Below are 17,668 nucleotides of genomic sequence, written 5' to 3'. Positions count from 1 at the left end.
TTTTGCTTTGTTATGTAAAATTTGAGGATTTAATATGGCAAAAAAAATATCCAAAAACCAAATTATAAAAATCATAGTTGCAATTTTGGTTGTAATTGTTGTCGGCGTGTTGATTTTTTTGACGGCAGGTAGGCAAACGGGTGCAATCAGCAAGGGAAATAATAAGCAATATAATGCCGAAACTTTGCAGAAAAACGATGATTCCGTTATGCAGGGCGACACCTATGTGTTTTTAGGCTCTGATTTTACCTTTGGTGCAAAATCCGGAGGTCAATCCTTTGTTGATTATCTCAAAGCCGTTGACGGTATCAAAGTCAAAAAGTACGGCGGCGAGGATTACAAACTCAACGGCAAGGACGAAAACACGCTTGTTTATACTTTTAACAAGGCGGTAAAAAAGAGCGTAAATCCAAAGGTCGTTTTTTGTGAGGTGCCTGTTTGCAACGCAAGCGGCAGACAGAAAAACGGCGAACTTACAAACAGCTATTATATCGGCGATTACGATACCACCACCCTTTACGGAGCAATGGAATATATTTGTGCAAGTGCGGAACTTAATTGGGGCTGCAAGGTGGTTTTTATCACTTGCCCGAGCGATGATGAAAAGAAATATGCCGAGGTTGTTAATGCGGCAAATGCCGTTGCCGAAAAGTGGGGCACTAAGGTAATTAATTTTTATAATAACGACGAAATTTCTTTTGACAAAAAAGAAAAAAGGCTGTATTTGGTTGACGATTCATCGCCTACAAAGGCGGGCTACAACAGCGTTTACGGCCCAAAGGTTGAAGAATTTATACAAAGGTATTTTTATTTGTAATGAACAAAATTTATTCAATGACCGTTGCCGAACTTACTTCGGCGGCGGTTGATTATATTAAGCAAAACTATCCTAAAAGGTACAAAAAATCTCTTGAATTTAAGGACGAAAATGATGCCGCTCTCTGCCTTTGCGTCGGTGTGCTTTTTGACAATGCAGGAATAAAAGAGTACGAGATTTTTTATACCGAAAACGGCAAACCGTACCTCAAAGACGGTAGATTTTTATCCGTGTCACACAGCGGAAAATACTGCGTTTTGGCGGTGTTTGACATTCCTGTCGGCGTGGATATTGAAAGAGTCGGCAGGGTTGCAAAAAGTGTGGCAAACCGTTTTTTTACCGAAAACGAACAAGAGTGGGCAGGAGATGACGAAATAAGGCTCACGGTTTTGTGGACGCTTAAAGAAGCACTGTCAAAACTTACGGGCGACGGTGTAAAAATGCTGTATGACGGCATTGATGTTTTGCCGCTTACAAGAGGTAAATCAATTATACTTAACGGCAAAAAAATAACCGCCGAGCTTCAATTCCTCGGCGATTATGTGTTGGCGATTATAAAATCATATTAATACAAAATGCTTTTAAACACGGCTTAACGCTGTGTTTTATTTTTGTCCTTTTTTTCATTCGGGTCTTTCATTGTGAGCGAAATTCGCTTTTTGTCAACATCAACGGAGAGTACCCAAACCGTCACAATGTCGCCTACTTTAAGCACATCCGACGGATGTTTGATGTAGCGGTTTGTGATTTGGCTGATGTGCACAAGTCCGTCTTGATGCACGCCGATGTCAACAAAAGCACCAAAATCGATAACATTTCTGACCGTGCCGTTGAGTTCCATTCCTGCCTTCAGGTCCTCCATGCCCATAACATCTGTGCGTAAAAGCGGTTTTGGCAGTTCATCTCTTGGGTCACGGCCCGGTTTTGAAAGCTCGTTTACTATGTCAACGAGAGTCGGCTCACCGATGTCAAGCTTTTGTGCAAGTGCCGATGTTCCGATTACCTGCACCTGTGACTGAAGTTTTTTGATGTTGCCCGATTTGATGTCGTTTTCCGACACATCACAAACGCTCAAAAGTTCTTTTGCGGCGGCATAGCTTTCAGGGTGAACGGCTGTGTTGTCAAGCACATTTTTGCTTTCGGCAACACGCAAAAATCCTGCACATTGTTCAAATGCTTTAGGCCCTAATTTTGATACTTTTTTCAGCTCGCTTCTTGATGTGAACGAGCCGTTTTCTTCACGGTACGCAACAATATTTTTTGCAATGGCATTTGACACACCGGCAACTCTTGAAAGCAATTGCGGCGATGCGGTGTTGAGATCAACGCCTACGCTGTTTACACAGCTTTCAACCACACCGTCAAGTGCGGCGGTTAGTTCTTTTTGCGGCATATCGTGCTGATATTGACCTACTCCGATTGCTTTAGGGTCGATTTTTACAAGTTCGGCAAGCGGGTCCTGAAGTCGTCTTGCAATGCTCACGGCACTTCGCAAGCTGACATCAAATTGAGGGAATTCTTCCGCCGCAAGTTTTGACGCACTGTAAACGGAAGCACCTGCCTCGCTTACAACCATATATGTTATGCCGCAGTCAAGTTCTTTGATGAGCTCGGCGGCAAACACCTCGGTTTCGTGCGACGCCGTGCCGTTGCCTATTGCAAACATTTTTACATTATATTTTTTAACAAGTGCCGTGATTGCCTTTTTCGCTTCGGCAATTTTGTTGTGCGGCGGTGCAGGGTAGATAACGCCCGTGTCGAGCACCTTGCCCGTTTCGCTGATAACTGCAACCTTACAGCCTGTGCGATAGCCCGGGTCAAGCCCGATTGTGACATTGCCCTTTACAGGCGGTTGCATAAGAAGTTGGCGTGTGTTTTCGCCAAAAACTTTTATGGAAGCTTCGCAGGCTTTGTCGGTCAGTTCGTTGCGGATTTCTCGCTCGATTGACGGGAATATAAGACGGCTGAACGAATCCTCCACCGCTTCAATTACAAGGTCGGTCGCCTTTGTGTTGTTTTTGCAGTGAATGTTGAACAAAAGGTCGGTGGCAATTGTTTTGTCAAAGTCGATTGAAACCTTGAGTTTGCCCTCTTTTTCACCTCTGTTAACAGCCAAAACCCTGTGCCCCGCAATGGATTTTACAGGCTCACTGTATTCTTTGTACATTTCGTACACGCCGAGGTCGTCATCCGCTCCCTTTGATGTGAGTACGCCGTTGTTATGCACTGCATAGCGGATGAGTTTTCTGCCGTTCGGGTCGTCCGATACAAGTTCTGCAATGATGTCCTTTGCACCTTGAAGTGCACTTTCAATATCAGGCACTTCATCGGTTAGGTAGTCCTCTGCCAAAATTTCGGGAGCGGGAGTGCCTTTTTCCTGTGCGTAAATTGCATTTGCCAATGGTTCAAGTCCGAGTGCTTTTGCAACGGAAGCCCTTGTTTTTCTCTTTGGACGGAACGGACGGTAGATGTCCTCAAGTTCTGTCATTGTTTTTGCATTTTCAATAGATTTGGCTATGTCATCCGTCATTTTTTCCTGTTCGGTGATTGACGCAATGATTTTTTCTTTTTGCTCTTCAAGTGAGCGGAGATAATCGAGTCTGTCGTTAAGCTCTCTTAAAAGTTGGTCGTCAAGCGAACCCGTCGCTTCCTTTCTGTATCGTGCAATGAACGGAATTGTGTTTCCGTCATCAATAAGTTTCAAGGTGTTTTCCACCTGCCACGGCTTGAGCGAAAATTCAAGCTCTAATTGTTTTGCAATATCCATATTTACATCCTTTTTTGTGTGATATATTCAGTTTACCAAAAAAATTCGGTTGTTTCAAGAAAATTTAATGCCGAGATTTTTGGTAATATTAACTAAAAAAACAGAGAGTTTTTCTATTACCTGATTTTGATTGTGCCTTGAATATTGCCTATATTATATATTATAATTAATATGGTGTGTTAAGATTTTAACAAACGAATGAAAAACAAACTTAAGGCTGTTGAGAAAGGTTCTGAATTTCGTTTTCTTGCGAACTTTGCTGTACGATGGTACCGCTTGTGAGCAAAAAACGAAAAACGCCAAAAGTGTTGCAAACTCGATGTTTGTGACACTTTTACAATCCCTCCGTCAACACTTTGTGTTGCCACCTCCCTTTACAAGGGAGGCAGTAAACGGTTAGTTTTCTTTATAGGCGTGTTTCAGAGGCTTTATCGACAGTCTGCAAATTTTTGCGATTTGGAGGAAATTATGAGTAAAGCAATCATTGCGGTAGCAGGCAAGGGCGGAGTAGGTAAAACTTCACTGTCTGCAACTATTGTCAGATGTCTTGTAGAAAGGTATCCGGACAAAAAAATTTTGGCTATTGATGCCGACCCGGCTGTCGGTCTTTCCACGGCACTCGGTATTGATGTCAAAATGACAATCGATGACATCAGAAAAGAAATTATCGCTTCCGTTGACGAGGGCGATACAAGAAGTGCGGTTGAACTTTTGGGAGAAGCAAAGTTCAGAATTTTTGACGCACTCGTGGAAACAAACGGATTTTCGTTTATTGCAGTCGGCAGACCCGAAACTGCGGGTTGTTATTGCAAGATTAATTCGTATCTCAAGGAAGTAATTTCTATTTTGGCAGAGCAGTTTGATTATGTTGTAATCGACGGTGAGGCAGGTATTGAGCAGATTAACCGCCGTGTTATGGAAAAGGTTACTCATCTTCTTCTTATAACCGACCCGAGCAAAAAGGGCTGTCAGGTTATCAACACAATCAAGAGCGTTGCCGATGATTTGGTTATGTATGAAAAAATCGGAGCAATCGTCAACCGTATGGCAGACGAGTCGCTCAAAGATTATATCGACACAAACGGCATTGAGGTTTTGTCGTATATCGGTGATGACAAAAATCTTTCTATGTTTGACATTCAGGGCGAGAACATATTTAATCTTCCCGAGGAGTCAAATGTGGTTGTCGGAGTTAAACAAGCACTTGAAAAAATTGAGGTACTGTAATGAGAGATTTAAAACACCTTATTTATTTTGAAAATTTGCTTCAGGAAGCAAACAATGAGCTTGTACAGCAGGCTGTTAAGGACGGCAAAAAAGCTGTTGCCTACACCTGTTATCACATCCCGGAGGTTTTGCTTAATGTCGGCGATTGCTTTTCGGTCAGGCTTCGTGCTCCGAGAACAGGCTCGCTCGATATTGCAACCTACTATATGAGTTCCTATCTTTGCGGCTATTCAAAGGCACTTGTTGAAAGAGGCATTGAGGGCGGTTACAACTTTTTGTCCGCATTCATCGGTTCTGAGTCGTGCTCCGAGATGAACAGAGCATATGAGCATTTTGAGGTTCTCAATTTGGTTAACAATCCCGATTTTTTTGTAAGCATTTCGGATGTTCCGTTCAAGATTGCACCGCACACCGTTAAGCATTACAAAAATCAAATGCAAACAAAGGTGCTCGACCGACTTCACGAGGTGTACGGAGTTGATATCAGCGAGGCTTCGCTCCGCAAGGCGGTTGAGGAACACAACGAGGTTTGCCGCCTTATTACGGAAATCGGCGAGTACAGAAAAGAGGACAATCCGAGAATTACGGGCTATGAGTTTCATGTTATCAATCTTGTTACATATTGCTGCCCTAAGTATTTGATTCTTGACAAACTTCGCGAAACGGCTGAAGAACTCAAAACAAGAGAGCCTGACGAGAAAAAGAACTTTAGGGCAAAGGTTGTTGTTGTCGGCTCGGAAATGGACGATCCCGACTTTACAAAGCTGTTTGAAGAAGCCGGTGCACTTGTTGTTGCGGACAGATTTTGCTTCGGTTCGCTTCCGGGCAGAGAAGAAATTCATCTTACCGATGACGGCGATGTGCTTGAGCAAATCATTCTTCACTATATGAAAACCTGCCAATGTCCTCGCTATATGTCGCAGGATAAGGTTCAGGGCAGACGAGATTATGTTAAGTATTTGGTAGAAGAATATCATGCAGACGGCGTTGTTTACGAGCAACTTAAATTCTGTGAATATTGGGGATATGAGAGGGCACTCGCTTCTCACATCATTACAAACGAAATGGGCATTCCGTCCGTTACCGTTGACAGGCAGTACACGGCTAACGCTTCGGGACAGCTCCGTACAAGAATTCAGGCTTTTGTTGAAAGCCTTGAAATTAAGAGAATTCAAAAAGCAAAGGAGGGCAAGTAATGAGCATTTGGCGTAATAAGCCGAAAAATCTCGGCAACCTTCATCGGGACAAAACAGGTATATTAAAGCACAGAGAGTGGCGTGGAATTTCCGACACGCTGTACGACTATTACCGCTGGCTTATCACATGGAAAGATATGGCGGTTATGGTTGCAAAAGCTCCCGTTTCCACGGTTAAGGGCATTTATAATTATCGCTGGATGGCAAGCTATCTTGCCGCACCCGATTGGATAGACAGACACACCGAGGGCCTTCGAGGCACACAGCTTCGTATCACTCACCTTCATTTCAACGGTCTTGTTCGTCCTACAACGGATATGATTAATTACCTCCTTGCAAACGACAAGCATTTTCACAAGCATTCAAAAATGTCCGACAGAACGGTAAATGTTGATGAGATTTTCTCGTCCGAGATTATGGCAGGCTTCCCTAATCTTAAAGACAACCATGTTACAACCGTGCCTATCTTTCTGTCGTCAATGGTAGACCAAAACATTACTCCGCCTTACCTTGATATTACAGAAAGCTACGGCGTTCCTGCCGATGTTTGTCCGCTTCCGTCTGCCGAAGCCGGCGTTGCAATCAATGACGATTATCCTATGCTCGGTAAATGTTCAATAACATGTAATATGCCTTGCGACGGCTCGGTTATGAACTCCGCTTATATCGACAGAAGATTTAACATTCCAACCCATGTGTGTAATGTTCCGCTTCGCTACAACGGTGAAGATGTTCAGGAATACGCATTGCAGGAGGTTAAGGATGTTATCACCTTTATTGAAGAGCAGACGGGTGAAAAGTTTGATTGGAACGCTTTTTTCTCCGCAATGAAGAAGTACAATAAGCAGCTTGAATACGAAATTCAAAAGTGGGACATCAACAAAACCGATTATCCTCAAATGACCGGTGCAACATTTTGGCTTTACCGTCTTTTCTACTTCCACATCTCCGGCGGTATGGACGACAGATTTTTGAAGATAGACAAAAAAGTTAACAAGCTTATGATGAAGGGCTATGAAAAAAGAGAGATGTGCTCAAAGGAAATGCGTCACAGAGCAATCGTTTGGTCTTGCCCGGCTAACTATTACACTTCTCTTGCAAATTGGCTTGAAAACTGCTGGGGTGTAAATGTTGTAATGGATATGGAAACAATGATTTCCTACATTATGTACGACACCGAGGACAAGGACGCGGCTCTTACCACTTTTGCAAAAACTCTTCAGCGTACCACAATGCGTAAGCACACAAAGGGCGGCTATCAAAATGTTGTTGATGAACTTTGGAACATTGTTGACGAGTACAATGCCGATATGGTAATTATGTACGACCAAATTTCGTGCAAGGGTATGGACGGTCTTGTAGGTATATTTGACGACCAGGCAAGAGAAAGAGGAATTCACTTTATTTGGGTTCCGCAGGACCTTATGGACCCTCGTACCGTATCACGCCGAGATATGCGTGAAAACATCAACAAGTATATGACAACAGTTATGCACGAAGAACCGGTTGACCCTACATTGGTTGACTTTGACGATACATTGGCGTGGTAAGCAGAAAGGATAACAGATTATGAAATATTTTGGCGGATGCGATGTAGGCTCTACATATGCAAAATGCGTTATTTTGGACGAAAACGGAAAAATGGTTGCAGACGCAACCGTAAGAAGCAAGATTAATCCGGTTGCAAGTGCCGAACTTGCACTCGGTGAGGCAATCGGTAAGGTTGAGGGACTTAATTCCGCACAGGATTTAACTTATCTCATCGGTACCGGCTACGGCAGAAACAAGGTGCCGTTTGCAGATGAAAACATTTCGGAAATCAGCTGTCACGCTATGGGCGTTCATGTAACCGACCCAAGCGTAAAGGCTATTATAGATATCGGCGGTCAGGATGTTAAGGGCATTGCCATTGACTCCGACGGTACGGTTAAAAACTTTGCAATGAACGACAAGTGTGCGGCAGGTACGGGCAGATTTTTCGAGGCTATGGCAAATGCGTTTGAAATGAGCCTTCCCGAGTTCTGTCAGCTTTCGCTCAAGGCTAAAAACACTATTCCGATTACCGCACAATGCACCGTTTTTGCCGAGAGTGAGGTTATCTCTCTTGTAGGCGAGGGCAAACCTATGGACGAAATTGCCGCAGGCATTCAGCTTGCCGTTGCAAAGAGATGTTTTGTTATGGCAAAAAAGGCAGGTGCTACCGACAGCATTACTCTTACGGGCGGTTGTGCAAAGAACGAAGGGCTTAAAAAAGCTATCGAAAAGGTGCTTAAAATCAAGGTTGTCAATCTCAAAACCGACCCTCAGCTTATGGGTGCTCTCGGTGCGGCAGAATATGCAAGACAGAAAGGGATGGCATAATGATGAAATCTGCATTTATATTTGTATGTGTATTTTTGGCACTTTTTGTTGCAACATTTTCGGTGTACTATTTCAATTTGGATATGAAGCTTGTAAGGGTGATTTACGACAAACTTCAGGTTCACTATGATAATTTGGAAAAGGACAGAAAACTGTAATGGTGCTTTATGACGGCTTTATAAATAGGCTGAGCGAGCTTGTTAAAGATAAAAAAGAACTGCCCCGTTCAACAAAAGAATTGCAAAACGGCAGTAAAAATGATATTATCTTTGGCAGGGACACGGCGTTTGAATTCGGCGGAAGTCAAAAGCCCTGCGTTTCAACCCTTGCCGTGAGCAGCGATATGCACTTTTCAAACAAGGCGTATCTTGTGGGCAGGGATTTGCCGCAGATAACGGGGGATTCTCCGTTTGGCAAAATCGTGCTTGTTGAGATTGACGAGCAAACGGACGACGATACCGCATTTAACACCGTTAAGGAACTTGAGCAGGTAAAGTACAAATTTTATGTTCGTGATTTTATGACAAGAGCGTCCGCTCTTAATATGCGTGAACAGATAAGAGTCGGCAAAAATGCCGTAAAAAGCGGTGTTTCTTTTGCCGATTACGGTCAAAAGTTGATTGATACTTTTTTGCAAAACGAAAAGGTCAAAAGCGTTGAGGTCGTTTTTCTCACCGATTTTGACGGTTATAAAGAACTTAATTCCGTTGCCGAAAAAATCAAGGAAACTACCTCTGCCCTCAACCACATTCTTGACAATGTTATGTTTGACTGTTCAACCTGCAATCTAAAGCCTATTTGTGATGAAGTTGAGGGAATGAAAGAACTTCATCAAAAACATAAATGAGATTGGAGAAAAATTATGAATACAATTTTTTTCACGAGCGAAAAGGAGGAAAAGTACGCAAAAGCGTGCCTTGCCTTTGCCGAAAAACTCGGACTTATTGATGACAGCAGCCTTGACGCTCTTAAATCAAGATGCGAAAAGGAAAACGAAAAGCGTAAAACCGCTCTTGCAAACGGCGAGATTGTTTACGGCTTAAAGCAATTTACGCTTCCCGTTTATCTTGATTGGGAGCTTACACGCTTCAAGCTGGATTTTGTTTCCGAAAAAAAAGGCATTAATTACAATTACAAGCCTATTGAAAAAGCTCAGCTTAAAGATTTTTACAAATCAAACAAGGACTTGTTCACCCGTTATAACGGCGACAAGTTCAGATTTAAGGAATCGAGGGATGTAGTTTACAAGAAGATAAGAGAGGAGGAGTATGAAAATGAAGTCAACAACATATTACGCAAGCTCTCTTAACGGCAACGACAATAATGACGGACTCACACCCGAAACCGCATTTTTAACTCTTGACAAGGTCAATTCGCTTCAAATAAATCCGGGCGATAAGATTTTGCTTGAATACGGCTCGGTGTTTAACAATCAGTTTTTGCACCTCAAAAACTGCGGCAGTATCGACGGCGAGGCTATTGAAATTGCTCCTTACGGCAAGGAGGGCAGAATGCCTTTCATTAACACAAACGGTGAGGGCGTTTGGCATCAGGATTACGGCACAAAGCTTGATTTCGGCGGTCATGTTTACAAGGGTGATGTAAGTTCCTCCGTTCTTCTTTACGATGTGGAAAATATTGTTATTCATGATATAGAAATTGCAAACAAAGAGGAGTTCACAACTCCCGAGGCGTACAGCGACCCTGACAAGAGGGACAGAACAGGCGTTGCCGTTGTTGCTCAAAACAGAGGCACGCTTCATTCAATTACGCTCAAAAATCTTTTTGTTCACGATGTAAACGGCAATGTTTACAACAAGCATATGAACAACGGCGGTATTTATATGACCGCATTTAAGCCTGCAGACGAAAGCAAAACAGGCGTTGCAAGATATGACGGCGTAACCGTTGAAGGCTGTTTTGTAAAGAATGTCAGCAGATGGGGCATAGCGGTGGGTTATTCCTATCGCCACGCAGATTTTGCAGGCAAGGAACTCAGCGAGGAAACCTTTGAAAAATACGGCAACCTCAATATTTTGATTACCGGCAATTACACAAAGAATATCGGCGGTGACGCAATCACGCCTATGTATGCACTCACTCCGCTTGTTGAACATAATGTTTCGGACACTTGTGCAACCGAGATGAACGACCGTGTTTATACCAAGCCGGGCAAGAGAATGGGCAAGGTTGCGGCGGCAATTTGGCCGTGGAAGTGCAAAAATGCTTTGCTTCAATACAACGAGGGTGTAGACACAAAGCTCAATCAAGACGGTATGCCGTGGGATGCCGATTCGGGTGACGGAACTACATATAAGTACAATTATTCAAGGCTCAACGAGGGCGGCTGCATGATGTTCTGCCTCGGCGAAGCCGTGCATAATACATTTGTCAATAATGTAAGTTATGACGATTTGGGCGGAATTTTAAGTCCGTCGGGCAATCCTGACGCTTATGTTGCGGATAACGAATTCTATATGCGTAAAAGTGTTCCGCTCAAACGCAAGAGAAATCACGGCAAAATGACGCTTAAAAATAATAAAATTGAGATTATAGATTAACGAGGTACAACTATGGCACAAAACAAAGGCAGAGTAACCATTCCAACCGATATGGATGTGGTTAAGGAAACCCTTGAAATTATGGACGAATGGGGTGCAGACGCAATCCGTGACTGTGACGGCACAGAGTTCCCGCAGGAACTTAAAGACACAGGTGCAAAGATTTATGCAACCTATTACACCACAAGAAAAGATAACGAATGGGCAAAGGCAAATCCTGATGAAATTCAGCAGATGTACATTATGACTCCGTTTTACACAGCAACCGAGTCAACTCTTGAAATTCATCTTATGAATCATCTTTATCCCGATATGCTCAAGGTCAACAACCGTGATGACATCACAAGATGGTGGGAGGTTATCGACCGTACAACAGGTGAGGTTGTTGCTCCGACCGATTGGGAATATGACGAGGCAACGGGCAATGTAAAGATTAACAAGTGCACACCGTTCCACGAGTACACGGTAAGCTTCCTTGCTTACATTATGTGGGACCCGGTTCATATGTACAACGCAGTTGTCAACGAGTGGAAAGATGTTGAACCGCAGATTACCTTTGATGTTCGTCAGCCAAAGACAAGAGCACACTCGCTCGACAGACTTCGCAGATTCCTTGACACTCACGATTATGTTGATGTTGTCAGATTCACAACATTTTTCCATCAGTTCACACTTGTGTTTGATGAATTTGCAAGAGAAAAGTTTGTTGATTGGTTCGGCTATTCGGCGTCTGTAAGCCCGTATATCCTTGAACAATTCGAAAAAGAAGTCGGCTACAAGTTCCGTCCCGAGTTCATCATTGACCAGGGCTATATGAACAATACATATCGTATTCCGTCAAAGGAATTTAAGGATTTCCAAAAGTTCCAAATGCGTGAGGTTGCCAAACTTGCCAAAGAAATGGTGGATATTGTTCACGAGTACGGCAAGGAAGCAATGATGTTTATGGGCGACCACTGGATTGGTATGGAGCCGTTTATGGATGACTTTGCATCAATCGGTCTTGATGCTGTTGTGGGCAGTGTCGGCAACGGTGCAACACTTCGTCTTTTCAGCGATATTAAAAATGTAAAATATACCGAGGGCAGATTTTTGCCGTACTTCTTCCCTGATGTTTTTTGTGAGGGCGGCGACCCTATTTACGAAGCAAAGGTAAATTGGGTAACGGCAAGACGAGCAATTTTGAGAAGTCCTATCCAGCGTATCGGCTACGGCGGTTATCTCAAACTTGCACTCAAATTCCCTGAGTTTGTTGATTATATCAAGGGCGTTTGCGATGAGTTCCGCACACTTTACGATAACATTCAGGGCGTAACTCCTTATTGCGTAAAGAAAGTTGCAGTGCTTAACTGTTGGGGCAAGATGCGTTCTTGGTCAAATCATATGGTTCACCACGGTCTTTATTACAGACAGAACTATTCCTATTTCGGTGTTATCGAGGCTTTGAGCGGTGCTCCGTTTGATGTTTCGTTCATCAGCTTTGATGATATTAAAAATGACAACAACTTCCTTGACAAGTTTGATGTTGTCATCAATGTCGGCGATGCAGACACGGCACAGTCGGGCGGCGAATATTGGGCAGATGAGCAAATCATCACAGCCGTTAAGAAGTTCGTGTTCAACGGCGGCGGATTTATCGGTGTCGGCGAGCCTGCCGCTCATCATTGGCAGGGCAAGTTCTTCCAGCTCAATGATATTTTGGGCGTTGAAGAAGAAAACGGCTTCACTCTCAACACTCGCAGATACAACACCGAGGAGCACAGAGATCACTTTATCCTTGCAGACACCGAGGGCGGCAATGTCGATTTCGGCGAGGGCAAGAAAAATATCGTTGCTCTTGACGGCACAACCGTTCTTGTTCAAAATGCAACCGAGCTTCCGTTTGCCGTAAGACACGCAGAAGAAGTTCAGATGGCTGTTAAAGAATTCGGCAAGGGCAGAGGCGTTTACATCAGCGGACTTCCGTATTCGTTCGAGAACAGCCGTGTGCTTTACCGTGCGGTTTTGTGGAGTGCTTCGGCAGAGGACGAGCTTCATCGTTGGTATTCAACAAACTACAATGTTGAGGTTCACGCTTATGTTAAAAACGGCAAGTACTGTGTTGTAAACAACACTTATGAGCCTCAGGACACAACTGTTTATGTCGGTGACGGCACAAGCTTTGAACTTCACCTTGAAGCCAATGAGATAAAATGGTATCAAATTTAATCAGGCATTAAAATATCGGGGTTTTTGCGATTGGTTTTGGTCGTAAAAGCTCCGATTTTCGTTAAAAAATTCTTTTATATATCAAAATAGTAAAAATTCTTAAATAATTGTTAAAAATTTAACAATACTTATTTAAAATTTTGTGGTATAATATAGAAAAATGAAAAGAAAAAACGGAGGTTTTCACTATGGCAAACAGAATAGTACTTAACACAGTTTCATATCACGGCAAGGGTGCAATCAAGGAAATTGCTCCTATTGCTCAATCAAAGGGATGGAAGCACATTTTTGTATGTTCCGACCCTGACCTTATCAAGTTCGGCGTTACTTCAAAGGTAACAGACCTTCTTGACGAAGCAAAAATTCCATACACAGTTTATTCGGGTATCAAACCAAACCCAACAATCGAAAATGTTGTTGACGGTGTAGAAAGCTTCAAGGCTTGCGGTGCAGATTCAATCATCGCTATCGGCGGCGGTTCTTCAATGGATACAGCAAAGGCTATCGGTATCATTATTGCAAACCCTGAATTCGCAGATGTTCGTTCACTTGAGGGCGTTGCTCCTACAAAGAATCACGCTGTTCCTACAATCGCAGTTCCAACAACAGCAGGCACAGCTGCCGAGGTTACAATCAACTATGTAATCACAGATGTTCAAAAGGAAAGAAAGTTTGTTTGCGTTGACGAAAACGATATTCCTGAATATGCGGTTGTTGACCCTGATATGATGTCATCAATGCCAAAGGGTCTTACAGCTTCAACAGGTATGGATGCACTCACACACGCTATCGAGGGCTACACAACAAAGGGCGCTTGGGAAATGTCTGATATGTTCCACCTTGAGGCAATCAAACTTATCGCAAAGCATCTCCGTGGTGCAGTTGAAAACAAGCCTGAGGACAGAGAGGGCATGGCACTTGCACAGTATATCGCAGGTATGGGCTTCTCAAATGTAGGTCTTGGCATTGCTCACTCAATCGCTCACACACTCGGTGCTCACTATGACACACCTCACGGTGTTGCTTGTGCTATGATGCTTCCTATCGTTATGGAATACAACGAGGACTTCACAGGCGAAAAGTACAGAGAAATTGCTCGTGCTATGGGTGTTGAAGGCGTTGACGAAATGTCACAGGAAGAATACAGAAAGGCTGCCGTTGACGCAGTTAAAAAGCTTTCTGCCGATGTAGGTATTCCGGCTGTTAATGAAAAGGTAAGAGAAGAAGACCTTGACACATTGGCTGCAGACGCTTACGCAGACGCTTGCCGTCCGGGTAACCCAAGAGATACAAACGAAGCAGAGCTTAAAGAGCTTTACAAAAAGATTATGGCATAAGCCGTAATTTGAACATTGCATAATTAAAGCGACTTGGATTTGATTTTCCAAGTCGCTTTTTATATTGCTTTATGTTGTTAAATATGATACTATAAAATTGCATTAAATATTGGAGAAATTGTTTTATGGAATTGTTATTTGCAGTTTTCTTTTTGCTGTTTTTGTACAAAATTAAATTCGGAGTCAGCGATGAATTTATGTCTAAGGATTATACAACTTCTCTTCGAGGAGTTTGTGCCTTGGCAATTATGTTGTGTCATATCAGAATAACAAATTTTGCTCCGCTGAATGTTTTTAATTATTTAGGCAATCCCATTGTCGGCATATTCTTTTTCTTATCCGGCTATGGTATGCTGACAAGAATAAAGCAAATCGGCATTGATAACTATATGAACGGATTTATATTAAAACGTTGTGTACCGCTGTTTGTTGAATATATTTTTGTGTGGATTTTCAATTTCGTTTGTATGTTTTTAGTATCGGGAAATTTTAATTTCCTTAAAGAAATAATTACTCCTCATTCATGGTTTATTATCATGATTGAAGTGCTGTATATTGTGTTTTACATTGGATATAAATTGTTTAAAGATAATTTGAAGGGATTAATTATATTTGTAACAATTTTTGAATTGGCTCTAATAATAGCTTTATCGGCATTCGGAGTAGATGAGTTTTGGTATTTAAGCTTGCTATGCTTCAGCGGCGGTATGATTTACAGTGTTGTTAATTTGAACGAAAAAAAGACTTTACCGTTAATATTTGGCTTTGGTGCACTTGCCGTTGTTGCAACCGGTGCAGAATATGTTTTGAGTGACAAACCAAAGATTATAGTGCTTTGGGCATTAATTTATAATGTTTCGGTTTTATCTTTGGCAATAGTTGCATTATCGGTCGGAAGATATGTTCGGTTTAAAAACCCCGTGTTTGAATTGTGCGGAAAGATGTCACTTGAAATATATTTGTTGCACGGTGTATTTCAGTTTGTATTTAAAGAAATCAAACCGATATATAATAACAGCTTGCTATACGGCTTAATGATAATTCTGTGCACTCTGCTTATGTCCTACGGATTAATGAAACTAAAAACACTTAAATTAAAAAAGCAGGTATAAAATATAAGAACTGTGATATGAATTAAATTCATTTATCACAGTTCTTTTTGTTATGCTTTTCGCTTCTTTGACCCTACGATGAACGGGATGTATTTGTTTACAAGTGTGCAAATCGGTGCAAGTACAATCAAAGTAAACAGCGTTACAGCCGAATAAATCAGTATGCCTTTGTGCGTGTTACCAAGGAGTTTTGCATCAAATTTAGGGGACACAAAGGTGCTCAGCAAGAACATTATCAGCTTGCAAGCCGGAATGTGAAATGCGTAGTAAAAAATAGTGTTTTGACCGAATTTAACCACAAATTTCGGGAATTTCATAAAGCTGAAGAATATGAAAAATGCAAGCACGCCGCTGTACACAACCAGCATATCGTAAAAATATGAGCAGTAGAGCGATGAAAAAAGGTTTATGTAGTTGAACTTGCCCGTGTGGTATTTGTACAGGGCAGGCAGTGCAAGAAAAACTATCATGGAAATTGTTGCGATTATAATAAGGTAGTTCTTTTTTACAAGAGCAAGAAAAGATTTTAGGTAGTAACCGAAAACGCATATCGGATATGCCACAAAAACGGCGTTTACCGCCATAAATATATGCTTGCCGGTGATGCAGAAGTAGCCTAAAACAAGCGAAATCACGGCACTTATTATCACTGTTGCATCGTTGTTTTTTGTAATTTTAAAGATTATGAACATCAAAAAGTTGCACAGAAACAATGTAGGGAAAAACCACATTATTTTGCCCATACATATCAAATCGAGCGAGTATTTTATCCATTCGGTGAATGTGCCTTGGTATGTGAATAAATCGAATATGCACAATATTACCGACAGGCAAAGGTAGGGCACAAGTATTCGCTTTGAGCGGGTAATCAAAAATTCTTTAACGCTCATTTGCTTTTTCGGATTAAACACAAATCCCGAAGCCGCAAAAAACAGCGGCAGCTTCAAAAAACTTGTGTACATTACAAATGTTGTAAACCCGTTCAGCCCCAAATGAACAAAAATTACAAATGCCATCGCAACGGCTTTGATTGCGTCGAGCCAGTCATACCGCGGCTTTTGCAAAGGCGTGCTGTTTTCTCCCATAATTCAACCTCTTATAATTAATATGTATGATTATAGCATATTATATAAATTTGTTCAATATGGCAAAAAGTTAGGCTTCATTCCGAACATTTTTGCTGTTTGCAGCTTTTTGTTCATCGAATTACATGTTTTCTACTTTAACATTATTATAAAGCTCCTATTAGAATAATGTGTTTATTCAAAGGAGTACGATTTTAGGATACATGGCCTTGTTATAATTAAACTATAATAAATATAGTAAACAATTTTGTCACAATAGTACGAAAAACAGGACTTAATCTGTCTAAGTATTGTAATCCTAAAAAAATAATGTTATTATCAAGGTACAGAAACACAAACAATCTTTTTATGCTGATGAGGAGATTTTGATATGAGCATATTTGATATTGATTGGAACAACGACGGAAATATTGACTACAAGGACACTGTTATTGATTCTTTGATTCTTGACGGCTTGGAAGAGGATGACGAAAGAGAAAGCTCATTCTTGGATGACGACGATGATGACGATGACGATTATTAATCATAATTCATAAAAAAGTAAATTGCTAAAATATATAAAAACTGCTTACTCATTGAGTAGGCAGTTTTTGCATAGAACTGTACTGATTCTAATATATGAACTCATTCATATAAGTTATCCATATCTCTAAAATCATTAATTTTATCTAACCAATACATACCAAGCACTCGTGGCCATTTGTTTGTATTGTAGATAGTTGTTGCGTTTATATTACCCATATGGCAATGAAAGTGTCTAAATTGACCTAAAATTAACGATAATCTGTTATACTCACATCCTTCGGGTTTTTCATATAAATCCTCATCACTTAACGAATTTAAATATTCCATTATTTTTTCTTTGATTGTTTCAAAATAATCAATTAATAATTCTCGTGATAATACCTTTTGATTATCAAAATCATCAAGACTATTCAATTTCGGTTCATGAAAATCCGGTTCATTATATATTTCGGGATTAATGTACCATTGATCC

Annotated in this window: 17 protein-coding genes; 14 read left to right on the top strand and 3 right to left on the bottom strand. The window is 41.5% G+C overall.

Annotated features, from left to right (window positions below; all coding sequences use genetic code 11):
- The first annotated feature begins 34 nt into the window (after positions 1-34).
- Both Q0E08_RS00085 and Q0E08_RS00080 read left to right on the top strand, forming a co-directional pair.
- Entirely contained in the window at positions 35-817 is a 783-nt protein-coding gene (locus Q0E08_RS00085) for a hypothetical protein (protein ID WP_294774715.1), read from the top strand.
- The gene (locus Q0E08_RS00080; protein ID WP_294774712.1) at positions 817-1,386 is read left to right on the top strand and encodes a 4'-phosphopantetheinyl transferase superfamily protein; all 570 of its coding nucleotides are present in this window, start codon (positions 817-819) and stop codon (positions 1,384-1,386) included. The genes Q0E08_RS00085 and Q0E08_RS00080 overlap by 1 nt, the downstream gene beginning before the upstream one ends.
- A 23-nt stretch (positions 1,387-1,409) precedes the next feature.
- Here Q0E08_RS00080 and Q0E08_RS00075 read toward each other — a convergent pair whose 3' ends face one another.
- Positions 1,410-3,584, bottom strand: a complete 2,175-nt coding sequence (locus Q0E08_RS00075) for a Tex family protein (RefSeq protein ID WP_294774709.1) — start codon at positions 3,582-3,584, stop codon at positions 1,410-1,412.
- 468 nt (positions 3,585-4,052) lie between these two features.
- On the opposite strand from Q0E08_RS00075, the gene Q0E08_RS00070 reads away from it, so the two are divergent.
- The 11 genes from Q0E08_RS00070 to Q0E08_RS00020 all read left to right on the top strand — a co-directional run bounded on the left by Q0E08_RS00070 (position 4,053) and on the right by Q0E08_RS00020 (position 15,586).
- A complete protein-coding gene (locus Q0E08_RS00070) occupies positions 4,053-4,811 on the top strand; it encodes an AAA family ATPase (protein WP_294774707.1) in 759 nt (252 codons plus the stop codon).
- Positions 4,811-6,007, top strand: a complete 1,197-nt coding sequence (locus Q0E08_RS00065) for a 2-hydroxyacyl-CoA dehydratase family protein (protein ID WP_294774704.1) — start codon at positions 4,811-4,813, stop codon at positions 6,005-6,007. Before Q0E08_RS00070 ends, Q0E08_RS00065 begins: the two co-directional genes overlap by 1 nt.
- Complete coding sequence (locus Q0E08_RS00060) at positions 6,007-7,557, top strand: 2-hydroxyacyl-CoA dehydratase family protein (protein ID WP_294774701.1); 1,551 nt, start codon at positions 6,007-6,009, stop codon at positions 7,555-7,557. Before Q0E08_RS00065 ends, Q0E08_RS00060 begins: the two co-directional genes overlap by 1 nt.
- 19 nt (positions 7,558-7,576) lie before the next feature.
- Positions 7,577-8,368, top strand: coding sequence for an acyl-CoA dehydratase activase (locus tag Q0E08_RS00055; protein WP_294774698.1), 792 nt, complete (start codon positions 7,577-7,579; stop codon positions 8,366-8,368).
- On the top strand, positions 8,368-8,526 hold the full coding sequence (locus Q0E08_RS00050; protein WP_294774695.1) for a hypothetical protein: 159 nt from the start codon (positions 8,368-8,370) through the stop codon (positions 8,524-8,526). The genes Q0E08_RS00055 and Q0E08_RS00050 overlap by 1 nt, the downstream gene beginning before the upstream one ends.
- Positions 8,526-9,215 carry a hypothetical protein gene (locus tag Q0E08_RS00045; RefSeq protein WP_294774692.1) on the top strand — a complete coding sequence of 230 codons (690 nt, stop codon included), beginning with the start codon at positions 8,526-8,528 and terminating at the stop codon, positions 9,213-9,215. Before Q0E08_RS00050 ends, Q0E08_RS00045 begins: the two co-directional genes overlap by 1 nt.
- Before the next feature lie 15 nt (positions 9,216-9,230).
- Complete coding sequence (locus Q0E08_RS00040) at positions 9,231-9,677, top strand: hypothetical protein (RefSeq protein WP_294774690.1); 447 nt, start codon at positions 9,231-9,233, stop codon at positions 9,675-9,677.
- Complete coding sequence (locus Q0E08_RS00035; RefSeq protein ID WP_294774686.1) at positions 9,643-10,929, top strand: polyhydroxyalkanoate depolymerase; 1,287 nt, start codon at positions 9,643-9,645, stop codon at positions 10,927-10,929. Before Q0E08_RS00040 ends, Q0E08_RS00035 begins: the two co-directional genes overlap by 35 nt.
- A gap of 12 nt (positions 10,930-10,941) precedes the next feature.
- Entirely contained in the window at positions 10,942-13,137 is a 2,196-nt protein-coding gene (gene gnpA, locus Q0E08_RS00030; RefSeq protein WP_294774682.1) for a 1,3-beta-galactosyl-N-acetylhexosamine phosphorylase, read from the top strand.
- A gap of 188 nt (positions 13,138-13,325) precedes the next feature.
- Positions 13,326-14,474, top strand: a complete 1,149-nt coding sequence (gene fucO, locus Q0E08_RS00025; RefSeq protein WP_294774679.1) for a lactaldehyde reductase — start codon at positions 13,326-13,328, stop codon at positions 14,472-14,474.
- A 125-nt stretch (positions 14,475-14,599) separates the two neighbouring features.
- A complete protein-coding gene (locus tag Q0E08_RS00020; protein WP_294774676.1) occupies positions 14,600-15,586 on the top strand; it encodes an acyltransferase in 987 nt (328 codons plus the stop codon).
- 50 nt (positions 15,587-15,636) lie between these two features.
- Here Q0E08_RS00020 and Q0E08_RS00015 read toward each other — a convergent pair whose 3' ends face one another.
- Complete coding sequence (locus Q0E08_RS00015) at positions 15,637-16,671, bottom strand: acyltransferase (protein ID WP_294774673.1); 1,035 nt, start codon at positions 16,669-16,671, stop codon at positions 15,637-15,639.
- 370 nt (positions 16,672-17,041) lie between these two features.
- Here Q0E08_RS00015 and Q0E08_RS00010 point away from each other — a divergent pair, with 370 nt between their 5' ends.
- Positions 17,042-17,194 carry a hypothetical protein gene (locus Q0E08_RS00010; RefSeq protein WP_294774671.1) on the top strand — a complete coding sequence of 51 codons (153 nt, stop codon included), beginning with the start codon at positions 17,042-17,044 and terminating at the stop codon, positions 17,192-17,194.
- A 101-nt stretch (positions 17,195-17,295) separates the two neighbouring features.
- Here the strand turns inward: Q0E08_RS00010 and Q0E08_RS00005 are convergent.
- Positions 17,296-17,668: DinB family protein (locus Q0E08_RS00005; protein ID WP_294774668.1), on the bottom strand; the 373-nt coding region annotated here is incomplete at its 5' end.

Source organism: uncultured Eubacterium sp. (assembly GCF_934561735.1).
Taxonomy (GTDB): Bacteria; Bacillota; Clostridia; order Oscillospirales; family Acutalibacteraceae; genus Eubacterium_R.
This window is presented reverse-complemented; position numbering and strand designations above follow the sequence as displayed.